11 protein-coding genes are annotated in these 15,480 nt (G+C 60.8%); 5 read left to right on the top strand and 6 right to left on the bottom strand.

Translation table 11 applies throughout. From position 1 onward, the window contains the following. Positions 1-13: 13 nt before the first annotated feature. The 4 genes from I6I71_RS10875 (at position 14) to I6I71_RS10860 (ending at position 6,045) form a co-directional block, all read left to right on the top strand. A complete protein-coding gene (locus I6I71_RS10875; protein ID WP_201821003.1) occupies positions 14-2,437 on the top strand; it encodes an excinuclease ABC subunit UvrA in 2,424 nt (807 codons plus the stop codon). A 92-nt stretch (positions 2,438-2,529) separates the two neighbouring features. Then, on the top strand, positions 2,530-3,525 hold the full coding sequence (locus I6I71_RS10870) for a TAXI family TRAP transporter solute-binding subunit (protein ID WP_201821001.1): 996 nt from the start codon (positions 2,530-2,532) through the stop codon (positions 3,523-3,525). A gap of 16 nt (positions 3,526-3,541) precedes the next feature. After that, positions 3,542-4,033, top strand: a complete 492-nt coding sequence (locus I6I71_RS10865) for a DUF1850 domain-containing protein (RefSeq protein WP_052203745.1) — start codon at positions 3,542-3,544, stop codon at positions 4,031-4,033. A 23-nt stretch (positions 4,034-4,056) separates the two neighbouring features. Next, positions 4,057-6,045 (top strand): TRAP transporter permease, encoded by a 1,989-nt coding sequence (locus tag I6I71_RS10860; RefSeq protein ID WP_052203747.1) that lies wholly within the window; start codon positions 4,057-4,059, stop codon positions 6,043-6,045. Here the strand turns inward: I6I71_RS10860 and I6I71_RS10855 are convergent. From I6I71_RS10855 to I6I71_RS10835, 5 genes are all read right to left on the bottom strand, one after another. Beyond that, entirely contained in the window at positions 6,042-6,776 is a 735-nt protein-coding gene (locus tag I6I71_RS10855) for an aminotransferase class IV (protein WP_201820999.1), read from the bottom strand. The two genes, I6I71_RS10860 and I6I71_RS10855, sit on opposite strands and share 4 nt — an antisense overlap. Further along, positions 6,769-8,640 carry a chorismate-binding protein gene (locus tag I6I71_RS10850; protein WP_201820996.1) on the bottom strand — a complete coding sequence of 624 codons (1,872 nt, stop codon included), beginning with the start codon at positions 8,638-8,640 and terminating at the stop codon, positions 6,769-6,771. Before I6I71_RS10850 ends, I6I71_RS10855 begins: the two co-directional genes overlap by 8 nt. A gap of 105 nt (positions 8,641-8,745) precedes the next feature. Then, the gene (locus I6I71_RS10845; protein ID WP_201820994.1) at positions 8,746-11,151 is read right to left on the bottom strand and encodes a glycogen/starch/alpha-glucan phosphorylase; all 2,406 of its coding nucleotides are present in this window, start codon (positions 11,149-11,151) and stop codon (positions 8,746-8,748) included. Positions 11,152-11,184: 33 nt separating this feature from the next. Further along, positions 11,185-12,411, bottom strand: coding sequence for an amidohydrolase (locus I6I71_RS10840; RefSeq protein ID WP_052203755.1), 1,227 nt, complete (start codon positions 12,409-12,411; stop codon positions 11,185-11,187). Positions 12,412-12,414: 3 nt separating this feature from the next. Continuing rightward, complete coding sequence (locus tag I6I71_RS10835; RefSeq protein ID WP_201820992.1) at positions 12,415-13,749, bottom strand: DUF4921 family protein; 1,335 nt, start codon at positions 13,747-13,749, stop codon at positions 12,415-12,417. Positions 13,750-13,782: 33 nt separating this feature from the next. On the opposite strand from I6I71_RS10835, the gene I6I71_RS10830 reads away from it, so the two are divergent. Further along, a complete protein-coding gene (locus tag I6I71_RS10830) occupies positions 13,783-14,181 on the top strand; it encodes a hypothetical protein (protein ID WP_201820990.1) in 399 nt (132 codons plus the stop codon). Here the strand turns inward: I6I71_RS10830 and I6I71_RS10825 are convergent. After that, positions 14,151-15,323, bottom strand: coding sequence for a glycerate kinase family protein (locus tag I6I71_RS10825; RefSeq protein WP_201820988.1), 1,173 nt, complete (start codon positions 15,321-15,323; stop codon positions 14,151-14,153). The genes I6I71_RS10830 and I6I71_RS10825 overlap by 31 nt on opposite strands. Between the last annotated feature and the right edge of the window lie 157 nt (positions 15,324-15,480).

Genomic DNA, 15,480 nt, shown 5'->3' with positions numbered 1-15,480 from the left:
TACCCTGGATGCCATGACTGTTTCTGATGGCATCCAGGTACGTGACGCTCACCTGCACAATCTGCGCAACGTGGATGTGGATATCCCGCGCGGGACGCTGGTGGCGGTAACGGGGGTCTCGGGCTCTGGGAAGTCATCGCTGGCCTTTGGCACTATCCACGGGGAGGGGCAACGGCGTTACCTGGAGTCGGTGGCGCCGTTTGCGCGTCGTCTGATCGGTTCTGCCGTTGACCCGCAGGTGGGTTCAGTGGAGGGCCTTCCGCCAACTGTGGCGCTGGAGCAGTCCACCTCCGGCGGTGGGGCGCGCTCGACGGTGGGGACGGTTTCCGCGTTGTCCAACAGCATCCGTTTGCTGTATTCGCGCGCCGGGGATAACCCGAAGGGTCTTTATTCGGATTCTTTCTCACCCAACACACCTGAGGGCATGTGTCCGACGTGTCAAGGTACAGGTGTGGTGCATGAGCCGACTGAGGCGTCGATGGTGCCGGATCCGACGCTGTCGATTGAGGATGGCGCAATTCAAGCCTGGCCCGGTGCCTGGGCGGGTAAGAACTTTCACGACATTTTGCAAACCCTAGGCTATGACCTTGATAGCCCGTGGCAGGACCTGTCGAAGAAGGACAGGGACTGGATCCTGTTTACTGATGAGCGCCCTGTGGTAACCGTGAAGCCGGTTCGCGGCGCGGATCAGATTCAGCGAAATTACAAGGGGACGTGGCGTTCCGTGGCCTCCTATCTGACTACCACGTTGGCGGAGACGCAGTCGGATACGCTGCGCAAACGCGTGCTGTCCTACATGGAGTCGCGCGTGTGTGAGACTTGCGGTGGGCGGCGCCTAAACCCTGAGGCGCTCAAGGTTACTTACGCGGGCATGCCTATTGATCAGCTTGGCGCGTTGCCGCTTGACCGCGTCTATGAGGTGTTGGATGCGCAAACGCCGAAGGCAGGCTCGGCGGAGGATTTGCTGCTGAAGCAGATTCTGCCGGCGTTGCAGTCCGCGCTGGATTTGGGGCTTGCGCACTTGAGTCTGGACCGGCCTGCACGCACGTTGTCTGCTGGCGAGCTACAGCGCATTCGTTTGTCAGCGCAGCTGCGCAGCGGCCTGTTCGGTGTGGCGTATGTATTGGACGAGCCGTCCGCGGGACTACACCCTGCAGAGCGCGATGCGGTGCTCAACATTTGCCGCCGCTTCATTGACGCTGGCAATTCGGTGCTGCTTGTAGAGCACGACATGAACCTCGTGGCCCAAACCGACTGGTTGGTCGATGTCGGCCCGCTCGCCGGTGAACGTGGCGGGGAGGTGGTCTACTCCGGTCCCACCAGCGACTACAGCGGCGATGCCCCCACCGCCCGTGCTCTTGCTAACAGGAGCCTTTTGCTTAACGACGCCCCACGTAACCCGCAAGGCACCCTCTCCCTGGAAGGGATCCGCGCACGCTCCATTGACGGCCTGGATGTGGAATTCGGCTTGGGCCAATTCACCGCGGTAGCTGGTGTGTCTGGCTCTGGTAAGTCCACGCTGGTCTCCACCGTGCTCGCAGGTGTGCTTCGCGCAGCGACCAACACAGCAAACTCGGCCACGGATGAAGATGGGGAAGGGGTGGATGAGGGTACGTGGGGCGTCGATAAGCAAGAAGGCACCGACGCTGTCAACCGAATCGTGCAGATCACCCAAAAGCCGATTGGGCGCACGCCGCGCTCAACGCTGGCCACGTACACCAGTCTTTTCGACGCAGTACGCAAACTCTTCGCCGACACCGACGAAGCCAAGCGACGCGGATGGAGCGTGTCACGATTTTCCTACAACGTCAAGCAAGGCCAATGCCCAACCTGCGGGGGTGCGGGCAAGATCGAGGTGGAGTTGGTGTTCCTACCGGGTTCCTACACCACGTGCCCGGACTGCGGCGGCGCTCGCTACAACGACGAGACCCTCGAAGTGACCTGGCAGGGGATGACCATCGCCCAGGTGCTGGACCTGACCGTTGATGAGGCGGCCGAGGTATTTGCAGACGAGCCGAAGATCCTGCGTGCAGTAGAAACGCTGCAGGCAGTGGGCTTGGGATATCTCCGCTTGGGTCAGGGTGCGCCGGAGCTTTCCGGCGGCGAGGCGCAACGCATCAAGCTGGCAACCGAGCTGCAGCGCGCGCGAAACTCGCGGCGCGGCCACACCGTGTACCTGCTGGATGAGCCGACAACTGGCCTGCACCCGGCCGACGTTGCACTGCTGGTGGCAGAGCTCAACAGCCTTGTTGATGCCGGGCAGACCGTGATCGTGGTTGAACATGATCTTTCGGTAATCGCGCAGGCAGACCGCGTCATTGAGATGGGCCCAGGTGCGGGTGCCGAAGGCGGTCGAGTGATTGCGGACGGCACGCCGGCTGAGCTTGCGTTATGCGACACCGCGACGGGGCGGGTGCTTGCGCAGCGCATGGGGTAGTTGCGTAAAAAATTCTGCGAAATACGTGAAATGTTGCGTAGCTCACTGTACGGTGCGAGTTGTTATTGTCCCATCAACCAAAGGAACTTCGAATGCGTACTCGCACTCTCGCCGCGACCTTCCTGGCCGCTTCCCTCATTCTGACTGGCTGCTCTGACACCGGCAGCAGCACTGGCGGTTCCGCAGACTCGACCGCAGCGGGCGAAGCCAACGTTGACTTCGTAACCATCGCAACCGGCGGCACCTCCGGCCCGTACTACCAGATCGGCGCGACCATGTCGCAGATTCTGAACCGCGAGCTGGGCGCTGACTCTTCCGTTCAGGCCACCGGCGCGTCGGTAGAGAATGTGCAGCTGCTGTTGGACGGCAACGCTGAGGTTGCCTTCGCCATGGGCGACGCAACCCGTCAGGCTATCGAGGGCACGGGCCCGTTCGAGGGCAAGGGCGGCGCATCTGACCTGAAGGCCATTACCGCCCTGTACCCGAACTACGTGCAGATTGTGACCACCGCTGGCTCTGGCATCCAGTCGGTGGAGGACCTGAAGGGGAAGCGCGTTGGCGTGGGCGACAAGAACTCCGGTGTGGAGCTCAACGCCCAGATGATCCTTGAGGCCTATGGCATGAGCTACGAGGACATCAGCGAGGACTTCCTGTCCTACGCAGACTCCATCGACCAGATGAAGAACGGCCAGATTGACGCGGCGTTTGTTACCTCCGGTTTGCCGAACTCCTCCGTGATGGACTTGGCAACCACCGCTGACGTGGTTGTTATCCCGATCGAGGGCGCGGGCTTTGAGGCGCTGCAGGCAAAGTATCCGTTCTTTGACAATGCGCCGATTCCTGGTGGCACCTACGACCAAGAAGAGGATGTCATGACCGCGGCCATTACCAACCAGCTGCTGGTGTCCCCGCACCTGTCCGATGATGAGGTGTACGCGATCACCAAGGCACTGTTTGAGAATCTCGATGAGATTCAGGGTGCGCACAACGCTGCCAAGAAGATCACCCTTGACTCTGTCGAGGATGGTCTGGCAACTGAGCTGCACCCGGGTGCGCGCCGTTACTTCGAGGAGGTTGGCGCACTCTAAGTAGTGTGTCCTGCTCGTGGCCAGTTTTCGGCGTAGCGTTTTTGCCGCAGTTACCGCACTCGTTGTGGTGATTGCGGCGCTCGCTTTCCTTGGGACGCAACTGCGTGAGCCCCACTTGGTTGTCTCTGACCAGAAAAGTGGGGCGACGTTGTTCGACGCTCCCGTTGCTGAGGTTTCCTCAATGGAACTGGCGTGGATCCACTCCATTGAGAAAACGCCGTGGCGGGAACGTTACGAGATTGGCCGCGATGGTCTGCAGCTGACAGATGTGTATTTGAAGTCTTACGGCGCAGGCGCCCCGACGGATATCGGTGGAACCACCACTGTTGAAAACGGCGAAGTTCACATTGCTGATCTTCACCACCAATACAAGGAAGTGACCTGGGTGCACTCCCAGGCAACGCACCACACCTTGACCGTGTCATACACAGATGCACGAGCCCCGTTTGTTCTTACAGATGACCTCCCGGAGCGGGTGTTTCTCAAGGCAACGGTTGAGCGACGCTAACAATTCAATGAAAAGGCAATTCCATGTCAACGAAGATCACTAATCCCAACGATGGGAAAAATACTGACACTGTTGATGTGAAGCCGGATGCTCAGGCGATTCTGGAAGAGTTTGACCGTGAGTCACGCCAACGCAGCTTCACGTCCCGCCCGCTAGCTATCGGGCTGACCATCTTCGCAGTGGTTGTGTCGCTGTACCACATGTACACGGCATACTTTGGCACCCCTCCGGTACTGATCCACCGCTCAATACACGTTGCCATGATCCTGGCGCTTGCGTTCGCAATGTACCCGCCGGTGAAGAAGGCATCTCGAACCAAGATCCCGTTCTATGACGTGATCTTGATCCTGCTGTCTATCTCCACCGCGGTGTATGTGTACTTGAACTATGACGACATTGTGCGCCGCGCGGGTGTTGCCACCATGTGGGACGTCATCATGGCGGCAGTGTTGGTGCTGCTTGTGCTTGAGGCAGCACGGCGTATCTCTGGGTGGGCGCTACCGATCCTGGGCGTGCTGTTCGTGCTCTATGCGGTGTTCGGCCGCGAGATCCCCGGCATGTTCCGCCACCGCGGGTACAGCTGGGATGCCACGTTTAACTTCCTCTACCTGACCACCGAGGGCATTTACGGCACCGCTATCGGTGTGGCTGCGTCCTACATCTTCCTGTTCGTCCTGTTCGGTGCGGTGCTGCAGAAGTCGGGCATGGGCCAGTTCTTCAACGACATCGCGCTAGCGCTGGCAGGCCAGTCTCGTGGCGGCCCGGCAAAGGTGGCGGTTGTTGCCTCCGGCTTCCTTGGCTCCATCAACGGTGCTGCGGTTGCAAACGTTGTGACCACCGGCGCGTTTACCATTCCGCTGATGAAGCGTGTTGGCTACAAGCCAGTGTTTGCCGGTGCGGTTGAGGCTTCTGCGTCCGTGGGTGGTCAGATCCTGCCGCCGATTATGGGTGCGGCGGCCTTCATCATGGCGGAAACCCTTGGCATGCCGTACCGCGACATTGCTATCGCGGCACTGATTCCGGCGCTGTTGTACTACCTCGGCGTGATCGCCCAGGTGCACTTGCGCGCCACCCGCGATGGCCTGAAAGGTATTTCTCGTGAGAACCTGCCAGCCGTTGGCGAGGTGCTCAAAGAGCGCGGCCACCTGATGATTCCGCTGCTGTTTTTGATCTACATGCTGTTCTTCACCGGCCGCACTATCTTGCTGTCCGCGCTGCTGACCATCTTGGTCACGGCCGTGGTTGCGCAGCTGCGCAAGACCACCCGCATGAGCATCCAGGACATGATTGACGCACTTGCAGACGGCGCGAAGACCTCCGTGTCTGTGTCCATCGCCTGTGCGGCTGTCGGCGTGATCGTGGGTGTGGTGACGCTCACCGGCTTCGGCGTGAAGCTGGCAAACGCCATTGTGACCATTGGTGCAGGCAACCTGCTGTTCTCTCTGATCCTGACCATGATCGCCTGCATCATCCTCGGCATGGGCCTACCGTCCATTCCGACCTACATCATCACCGCCACCATGGCGGCACCGGCTCTGGGGCAGCTGGGTGTGGAGCCGCTGGTTGCGCACCTGTTCGTGTTCTACTTCGGCCTGTTTGCAAACATCACCCCGCCGGTGGCGCTTGCATCCTTTGCCGCAGCAGGCCTGTCGGGTGCGGATCCGGTCAAGACTGGTTTCCAGTCCATGCGCCTTTCACTTGCCGGCTACATCATTCCGTTCATCTTCGTGTTCAACCCGGCGATGCTGCTGCAAGACGTCACCGCTGGCCAGGCAATCCTGGTTGCGATTACCGGCACCGTTGGCGTGCTTCTGCTTTCGGTTGCCGTTGAGGGCCATTTCATGGTCAACGCCAACCCGATTGTGCGTGTTTTGTTCGCCGCGGCGGCGCTGACGATGATGGCGCCCGACCTGATGACCGACGCAATCGGCCTTGGCATTGCAGTCGTTGCCATTGCTATTCAGTGTGTCGCTGCGAAGAAGCAGGACATGCTTTCCATCAGGAATATTTAGCGGAACTGATTCCACCACCACGCCTGCCACTCGGCCACATCCGGGTGTGCCGGTGGGGTGGTGGTTGTCGTTTCGGTGCATAGTTGGTCAACCGGGCTGATTCCGTGCAGTGAATTACAAAACCACAGGGGGTGGGTGGTTGCGTGCTCCAGCGTCAACGGCCGACTGATCACTCGCTTCCCAAGCTGCTTTGCACGGGTAGTGATCTGATGCAGAGTCACGCTGGGAAGTTTGGTTCCCTCCGGCACCACCAGCGCATCTCCGTCGAAGGAAAGCAACGCGCCGGTAGTGGTTTCAAGCAGAGCACCGTGCGTATCCACGATCACCACATCATCCGTCCCCGCAACCCCAAAGCGGCTGCGGTGGGTGCGAAACGCACTGAAGTCGGGGCCTTTGACTTCAGGCTGGGTGCGTGGGTCGGGAGCTTGCACATACGTAAGGTTCGTGGTGGGGCGTGGGGGTGGGGCAACGCGGACGTCCAGAAGCAAAAGCCCCTGAGAAAGGGCGATGCGGGGGAAGAGCTCGCCGTGAGCGAGCAGCGGAAGCATCGCGTCAACAAAGCCTGCCGGTAGTGAGCCAGCGGCTTGGCTGAAACGGGCGAGATGCAGGTCCAGGCCGTTGGTGCGGCCGTTGATGTGCCGCCAGGAATCCGCAACGTCGATGGGGCCGTCGGGGAAGTCACGGGGGATAAACTCGCCGTGCCAGGCGTACTTGGAAGGGTAGCTAGTCATTCCACGCCCCCAACACAGCGTGGGCTTTCAGGTTGCGCTCTGCAAGCTCGGCTTTCGGGTCTGAATCCAGCACAATCGCCCCGCCGGCGCCCACCGTCAGTTCGTTTCCTTGACGAACTGCAGTGCGGATAACTACTGAGAGATCCGCCTGGCCGTCATATCCCAGGTAACCCAGCACGCCCGAGTAGACGCCGCGCGGGCCCGCCTCCAGTTGGTCGATGATCTCGCATGTGCGCAGCTTCGGCGCACCGGTCATGGAGCCGGGTGGGAAGGTGGCACGTATGGCGCTGATAAGCGAAGCACCCGGCTGCAACTGACCGGTGATGGTGGAAACTAGCTGGTGCACGGTGGCGTAGCTTTCCACTTGCATGAGTTTTGGCACGGTGACGGTGCCCGGCGTGCACACGCGCGAGAGGTCATTGCGTAGCAAGTCTACGATCATGAGGTTTTCAGCCCGCGTCTTCGGGTCCCTGGTGAGCTCCGCCGGATCCTGGTCGGCGGCAATCGTGCCCTTGATCGGTTTGGCCTCAACGGTGTTACCTCGCACGGTGAGGAAACGCTCAGGCGACGCGCTGCAAACCTCCACGCCGTCGAAGCACAGATGCGCGGCGTAGGGCGCCGGGTTGTGCGCCCGCAAATCTGCGTAGATATCGCCTTCGGCGTGCGCCGTGATGGTGTCCGTCAGGCACACCTCGTAGCTCTCGCCGGCGTGGAGAAGCTCCTGAGCTCGGGTGATGCGCGCTTTGTAGTCATCCGTGCGCCACGTGCCGGTACTGACGTGGGCTGGGGGTTCTTCCGGGGGTGTAGCAGACGGTGTAGCAGTGAGCGCGCTGTGGAGGCGGCTGAGGAGGCTGTCCGTCTCGGGGCCCTCAAGGCTACACAGGTGCGCGGTTTCCTCCTGGTGGTCGTACACAATGAAGGACTGCGGCCGTACAAAGAACGCATCCGGGTACGGGGAGCGGTGACGCAGCGTGATCGGCATGGTCAGCTGCGCACACTCGTACCCCAGGTAGCCGATCATGCCGCCGGTAAACGGGAGGTCTGGGGCGTTGACAATCGGCGTGGCCAGTTCACGCTCCAGGGTCTCCAGGATGTCCGGGCCTTCGGCGTCGCCTACGGAGTAGGTAAAGGTGCGCGAGAGCGGACCTTTGGCGTCTCCAATGATGCTGTAGCGTCCGCGTGGGTCGGCGGAGTCGAGGAAGAAGGCGTTATGGGTGCCGCAGTTACGAAGAGCCCGAAACACCCGCTGACAGTCAATCTTTCCGGGCACCGTTTTGTGCACCAAGCGCCAACCACCAAGGAAGTTTCGCATGAGCTGGTGGCCATGCTGCGACAACACCGACTCCGGGTGAAACTGCACGCCCCAATGCTCAAGACCGTCAACCTTCAGCGCCTGCACAACGCCATCTTCACTCCGCGCATGAACAGTGACACCCTGGGGGTTTTCTACATGCAGCGAGTGGTACCGCACCGCCTGGAAATCCTGCGGGATCCCTTTGAAAATGCCCTCGCCCGAGTGGTGAATCGTGGAGACGAAACCATGACGAGGCTCCGGCGCACGGGTCACAGAAGAACCAGCGAGCAGAGCCAACCCCTGATGGCCCAAGCAGACACCGATCAGAGGGACATTGGCGTGCGCGGCGGCCTCGATGACGCGCCGGGAAGCTCCGAAGTCCTCCTCTTTGCTCGGAGTACCTGGTCCCGGGGAGATAACCACATGGCTGAACTCGCCCGCGCGGATACGATCCGGCAGATCATGCGCCTCACCAGCGGGCACAACCTCAGGCGCAAACCCGGCTACCTCCGCAATCAGGTGTGCGAGGTTAAACGTGTAGGAATCGTAGTTATCAACCAGCAGAATCATCGCAAGGGAATGCTACCCCCACAAAACACCAAACCCCGGACAGCACCGGAAGCGTCGTGCTCCGTGGTGCTGCCCGGGGTCAGAAACCCGTGTTAGGAAACCTGGTTACTTAGCAATCGGGGTGGGTGTGATGTCCCAGACTTCCTCCGCGTAGTCGCGGATGGTGCGGTCCGAGGAGAAGCGGCCGGATTCACAAATGTTGATCCAGCACTTGCGTGCCCAATCCTCAGGGTCTGCGTAGTAGTCCGCCGCCATGCGGTCGCGGGTCTTGCGGTAGGAGGCGTAGTCACCGAGGACGTAGTAAACATCCGGGTCGTCGAAACCGAAGCCATCCAGAAGCGACTGCTTCAGATCGTGGAACAAGCCGGTGCCCTGGTCATCCAACGTGCCGTTGGTCAGTGCGTCCAGCACGCGCATAAGCCCCGGGGTCTCCTGTGCTGCCTGGCGCGGGTCGTAGGTGCGCTTGAGCTCCGGCAGCTCTTCTTCCAGAGCGCCGAAGATGTAGGCGTTTTCCTGACCAACCGCATCCACAATCTCAACGTTGGCGCCGTCCATGGTGCCAAGCGTGAGCGCGCCGTTCATCATGAACTTCATGTTGGACGTACCGGAAGCTTCCTTGCCAGCCATGGAGATCTGCTCGGAAACATCCGAGGCCGGGATGATGCGCTCTGCCGGGGAAACGTTGTAGTTTTCCACGAACACCACGCGAATGATCTTGGACACCTCAGGGTCATTGTTCACCAGCTCACCGATGGTGTTGATGAGCTTGATAATGCCCTTGGCCAGCACGTAGCCCGGTGCGGCCTTCGCGCCGAAGATGAAGGTGCGCTTCGGAATGTCACGCTCACCGTCTTCCTTGATGCGGAAGTACAGGTCCAGCACGTACAAAGCGTTCATCAGCTGACGCTTGTACTCGTGCAGACGCTTGATCTGGGTGTCAAAGACGGAATCCGGATCAATCTCAACACCCTGGCGGTCCATGATCCAGGCGGCGAAGTTCTGCTTGTTGGCAGCCTTGATCTCACGAAGCTCGCGCAGCACCTTCGGATCATCCGCGTAAGTGCGCAGCTCCTTGAGCTTGGACAGGTCGGTTACCCAGTCATCATTACCAGCCAGGCGATCAAGCAGGGCAGACAGGCGCGGGTTGCACATGCGCAGCCAGCGACGCGGGGTGACACCGTTGGTCTTGTTGTTGAAGCGCTCCGGGTACAGGTCGTGCCAGTAGCCCAGGGTGTCGCGCTTAATAATTTCGGTGTGGATCGCAGCCACGCCGTTGACAGAGTAGGAGGCGTAGCAGGCAATCCACGCCATGTGCACCATGCCGTCGTGCACCGGGGAGTAGCGGTGTGCCAGCTCCGGGCCGATGCCCTTTTCCTCCATGTCGAGGCGGTAGCGGCGGTCAATCTCCTGCACAATCTCCCAGATGCGCCAGAACAGCTGCTTGAAGATGGACTCTTCCCAGGTCTCCAGCGCTTCCTGCAGCACCGTGTGGTTGGTGTAGGCGAACGTCTTGGTGGTGACCTCCCAGGCGTCCTCCCAAGACATATCGTGCTCGTCCAAAAGCAGGCGCATCAGCTCAGGGATAGCCAACACCGGGTGAGTGTCATTGAGCTGAATCGAGTTGTACTTGTGGAAGTCACGCAGGTCATCACCGTGGTGGGCAACGTAATTGTCCACCAGCTCCTGCAGGGATGCGGAGCAGAAGAAGTACTGCTGGCGCACGCGCAGCAGCTTGCCCGCGTAGGAGGAGTCGTTCGGGTACAGCACACGCGTGATGTCATGAACAGCCTCGCGCTCCAAGATGGCGTCGGTGAAACGCTGGGAGGAAAACGCGTCGTAGTCGAACTCGTGCATCGGTGCAGCGTCCCAAAGCCGCAAGGTACCCACGTTGTCCGTGCCGTAGCCGGTGATCGGCATGTCATAGGGGATGGCGCGAACCTGCATATCATCAAACTTCACAAAACGCTGCTGCGTGCCGCGCTGGATGATGAAGGGGTAGAAGGACTCCTTCCAGGCGTCCGGGTGTTCCTTCTGGAAACCGTCCACGAACTCCTGGCGGAACAGGCCGTAGCGGTACAGCAGGCCGTAGCCGGTCAGCGGGTAGTCCTGCGTCACCGCGGAATCCAGGAAGCAGGCCGCCAATCGTCCCAGGCCACCGTTACCAAGCGCTGCGTCGTGCTCGGCCTCCAGCACGTCTGAAAGCTCGTGGCCCATGGAACGGGTCAGTTCCTGGGCTTCCTCAACAAGACCCAGGTTGGTCAGGTTGTTCAGCAGTGCGCGGCCCTGCAGAAACTCTGCAGAGAAATACGATGCCTGGCGGCCCGCAGCGTAGGTTTCGCGCGTGGCTTCCCAGTTCTCTGCAATCTGCTCCACCACGGCGGCAGAAAGACCAGTCCAGAACTTCTTCACCGTCGACGTCTCCGGCGCGCGGCCGGAGAAGCTCTTAACGTGGCCCGCGAGAGAATCTTGAAGCGCAGGCTGAGATGCGTGCGTATTCGCTTGAGTGCTCATGGCTCCCAAGCCTACCGGCGTCACACGATTTACTCAGCGTTGCTCCGCGCCGGTACCCAGAACGCTCAACACAGCGACCAAACCAGCCTCCGTGGCGGAGCGGATTGTTGGCTCGTAATCCGGCAAAAACGTCGGCATGTGATTGACCGGAATGTTGCCTCGGCGGAAGTCTGCTTCAGGCGTGCAGCCGACCAGCCAGAAGAAGTAAGGCACATCAAACGCGGCGGGGATCGCTGGGAAATCCTCCGACACGGTCTTCGGGTCCGCGGTCACAGAGCGCGGGCCGAAGTGGGCATCTAGGAGGGGGCGAATGGAGGAGAACACCGTGGCGTCATTAGTCAACAGCTCCCCATGGGCGAAATAGGAGATCGTCGGCTGTGCATCAATACCGGAGGCAATCACTTCGGCGCGCACCACGCGCTCAATTGCGGCGTAGACGCGGGCCTTGACCTCGTCGGAATAGAAGCGGCAGTTCAGCACCAGCTCCGCGGAGCCCGGGATGATGTTGTTCGTGCTGCCGGCGTGCATGGATGCGACGGTGACCACGGCGAAATCAGCCGGGTTTACCTCCCGGCCAACGATGGCCTGCAGGCGGGTGATGATCATCGCGGCGGTAAACGTCGGGTCGATCGACTCGTGCGGCATGGAGCCGTGCGCGCTGCGGCCAGGGATGGTGATGCGGATGGAGTCACACGCGGCGAACTGTGGGCCGGGTTTGCTCATCACCTCGCCGGCCAACCCTGGCATGACGTGCTGGGCAAAGCAGATGTCAGGGGCAGGGATTTTCTCGCGCAGTCCGTCAGCCACCATCGCTGCGGCACCCTCACCGGTTTCCTCCGCCGGCTGGAACAGGGCGATAAATGTGCCGGACCAGTGCTCCCGAGCCCGGTCCAGCACGTCGCACATGCTCAAAAGCGCAGTGGTGTGAATGTCGTGGCCGCAGGCGTGCATCGCGCCGTTGGTGGAGGCGTACGGCACGCCGGTTTCCTCCACAACCGGAAGCGCGTCAAAATCCGCGCGGTGCAACACCACCTTGCCTGGCCCGTTTTCAAACACGGCGCAAATGCCGGTGCCGCCGATGGGAGTGATCACGCGGCAGTCGAAGCGCGTGAGCTCCTCTACTATTCGACGTTGCGTTTCCACCTCCCGCATCGCAAGTTCCGGGTGCATGTGCATCCACTCGTAGACATCGCGCTGCCAGGCAGCGTCTATGGGGTACTCACGGATCAGGTTGGAAACGGTACGGGCAAAATCGGCCACTTGTTATTCACTCCCTTTCAGCATTGGGTTGTATTTCAGCACGTTGCGCTCCACCCCGCACTCAGCGGCAATGCGAATACCCGGCGCGATCGCGTTTTCATCGCGCAGGCGATACAGGTTGGTCACCAGCCGGTCGCGCACGTCAAAAGGGGAAAGCGTGTTGACGTAGATCTTTGTCCCGCCCTCAAAACCTGCCACTGTGGACAGGCGCCATTTCAGATTCACGCGCCACGGCATGGGCACATCTAGGTCCACTGGGCGGTAGTGCCACTCCTCGTTGCAGGCAACATCCGGGCCGGTTGCGGCGTGGATTGCGTGGAGAAGGTCAGAAAAGCCACGCACTTCCTCGTCGCTTTGCAGCCACGGCTCGCACGTTGCGGACTTGGAGTACACGCTGGCGGTGGGGTAGCGGTGGCCAATACCGGCGACAACAACGGCGTAGTCATTTTCCGCAATCACCAAGTTGTGCTGTTGGGCGAAGTTCACGCCAACCTCGTTGTATAGGTTCAGGTTCTGGCGCAGTTTCGCAATCTCCAGATCGGCGTTCACGCCGCGCTCATCGATTGCCACCAGCTGCTTGTGCAGGTGTTCAAAGCTTGCGCCGGCGGCGGCTAGCCAGTTCTGGAACACCACTACGTATGGGCTGTAGGGGTTGGATTCAAGGAGGTTACGCAAAGCGTCGATAGTAAAAGCGATAAACGCGTGGTGCTCCTTAGGCGTGAGGGTGCCGGAGCTAGCGAGTTGGGAGTCATCGCTGGCGCCGTCGATGAAGTGCCTTCGGGCAATGATCACGTCATGGCCACCGCCGAAGTAGGCGGGAACAATGGCCTGTAGCTCCTCCTCAGTTGGGTCGGTGCTCATGCCGGAGGCAGCTAGGCGAGTGCGGGCGATGGCGTACACGTGCTCACGGCCTGCATGGTCCGCCAGGTAGGCCTCCATGTGCGCGCGGCGATCCGCGGCCATTTCGTAGCCATAGTTTTGTGCCCAGTAGTCATAGGAGACGATCTCAAAGAGGTTGGGCACACGGCGAAACTCCGCCTGCGTTGTCTCCAGCTGATCCGGGAACTGATCCCGAAGAATCTCCCAACCACCTGCCGTGCGTACCATCCGTGACTTCTCCGGCGGGGTAGCTAGCAAACGCGCCTGGCAGAAATTACAGGTATCCACATGCGCGTTCGGACCCAACGGCTCCGGGTCCGTCTTACGCGCACTCAGCGGCCGGTTGCCGCGCCCAGGCACTGTCCACACCTGCGTGCCGGTAAACGGGCTGAACTGTTTCACCGTGCCGTCAGCCATGGTGGACAACGCGGATCTGGCTGAAGAGAGAGGGAAAGGCATGCCTTGCACACTACTCGCGCTAGCCTTGGCTCCATGCCGAAGATTCGTTTCGATGTCCTCGTTCCGCCCGCATACGCCCCCGAAATCGGAGCAGCATTCAGCCGAGCACTCGACATCCTGGTGCGCCGGGAGATGCTCACCGCCGCCACAGTGGTTGAAGAGGGCATCGTGCTTATCGACGCCGCGTTGCACACCCAACTTGCCGCCACCTACGAAACCGACCGTGGCGTAAGCGCCGAAGAGGACGGCGCCGAGGTCCACCGCTACCTCATCGATGCGGAAGGCGCCGACAGCTACAACCGCCTTGCCATGGGGCTATCACGCATCCTGACGCCCAAAGCCACACTGCCGGATGACCCGGCAGCACTCGAACAGCAAGATCAGTTCGAAGTGCCGTCCGTCTACCCCTGGATGGTGGAGATATTGAGGTAGGCCACGGCGATCTCACGGCCAGCCTGGATCAGCTGCTCGCGCACATCAGTGCTGTCTGACAGTGTGACCGCGATCGGATCTACGCCCGCCATCTTCGGCACTTCGGCGTTAAATGCTCCCGCAGCAATGGCAACAACCGCTTGCGGATTGTGCTCCGCCACCAAATCGCACAGCGTGCCAACCACCTTGCCAGTGGCGGTCTGGGAATCAAACGCGCCCTCGCCCGTAATCACCAACGAAGCGTCCTGCAACGCATCCACCACACCATTGGCTTGCGCAACTACGCGCGCGCCGGGCTGGATGCTCACGTGCTCGGTATTGCCGTGCAGCAGCGTGGACAGCCAGGTAATGCCAATGCCCACGCCACCAGCTGCACCAAGGCCCGGGGTGTTGGGGTCAATACCCGCAACGTCACACAGGGTGGCAAGACCTTCGTCCAACACGGCGACGTCTGCAGGCGAAGCTCCCTTCTGCGGGCCGAACACTGCTGCGGCGCCGTCGGCACCGCACGCAGGTGCCGACGTATCGGTCAGCAGCACCCAGTCCACCGCACCAGCGGGGATATTCACCTTGGCAGTATCCAGGTCAGCGATCTCACGCAGGTGCCCGCCACCCGGGGTGAGCTGGTAGCCAGCGGCGTTTAACGGGTTCGCTCCGAGTGCGACCAGGATGCCGGTGCCACCGTCGACAGTGGCGGAACCACCCAGGCCCAGCACGATGCGGGTGGCGCCGCGCGTCTGCGCGTCTGCAATCAGCACGCCGGTGCCGTAGGTATCCCCAGTCATCACCACCGGCGAATCCGCTACAGCCGGCAGTCCGGAGGCGGCAGCGACATCAATAAACGCGGTAGTCGTTGCAGCATCGTACGTGTAGGACGCCTCAGTCAGGCGGCCAGCCGCATCCGTGGTGGGCAAGGTAATGCGTTCGCCTTCAAACAACGTGGAAGTGCCTTCACCGCCGTCTGCCATCGGGGCGAGCAAAACCTCTGCGTCCCGAATAATCTCGCGGACACCCTCGCCCAGCCACTGTGCGGCATCTTCCGCGCTTGCAGTGCCTTTAAACGCATCGGGAGCGATGACAACGCGGGCGCTGCGCTCCTCCTCAATAGGAGCGCTTGGGCGGGAAGAAGTGGTGAAGCTCATATTCCTTGTAACCTCAAAAATGAAAAAATGTGTGTGAGTGAACAATATAGGGCTAAAGTTTATCGCGGCACGGTGTAAAGACATCCCGGCTTGAGGTACAACCCGCCGCCGTATGAGCCTGCTGCAAAGTTGAGAACTGAGATTATGGAGGTTGCCC

It is taken from the genome of Corynebacterium riegelii (genome assembly GCF_016728505.1).
Lineage (GTDB): Bacteria > Actinomycetota > Actinomycetes > Mycobacteriales > Mycobacteriaceae > Corynebacterium > Corynebacterium riegelii.
The sequence above is the reverse complement of the archived record's forward strand: the minus strand, read 5'-3'. Positions and strand labels throughout refer to the sequence as shown.

Excerpts from the sequence above, each read along its gene's own strand:
- I6I71_RS10875 (WP_201821003.1), top strand. The coding sequence starts at position 14 with ATGACTGTTTCTGATGGCATCCAGGTACGTGACGCTCACCTGCACAAT.
- I6I71_RS10870 (WP_201821001.1), top strand. The coding sequence starts at position 2,530 with ATGCGTACTCGCACTCTCGCCGCGACCTTCCTGGCCGCTTCCCTCATT.
- I6I71_RS10860 (WP_052203747.1), top strand. The coding sequence starts at position 4,057 with ATGTCAACGAAGATCACTAATCCCAACGATGGGAAAAATACTGACACT.
- I6I71_RS10855 (WP_201820999.1), bottom strand. The coding sequence starts at position 6,776 with ATGACTAGCTACCCTTCCAAGTACGCCTGGCACGGCGAGTTTATCCCC.
- I6I71_RS10850 (WP_201820996.1), bottom strand. The coding sequence starts at position 8,640 with ATGATTCTGCTGGTTGATAACTACGATTCCTACACGTTTAACCTCGCA.
- I6I71_RS10845 (WP_201820994.1), bottom strand. The coding sequence starts at position 11,151 with ATGAGCACTCAAGCGAATACGCACGCATCTCAGCCTGCGCTTCAAGAT.
- I6I71_RS10835 (WP_201820992.1), bottom strand. The coding sequence starts at position 13,749 with ATGCCTTTCCCTCTCTCTTCAGCCAGATCCGCGTTGTCCACCATGGCT.
- I6I71_RS10830 (WP_201820990.1), top strand. The coding sequence starts at position 13,783 with ATGCCGAAGATTCGTTTCGATGTCCTCGTTCCGCCCGCATACGCCCCC.
- I6I71_RS10825 (WP_201820988.1), bottom strand. The coding sequence starts at position 15,323 with ATGAGCTTCACCACTTCTTCCCGCCCAAGCGCTCCTATTGAGGAGGAG.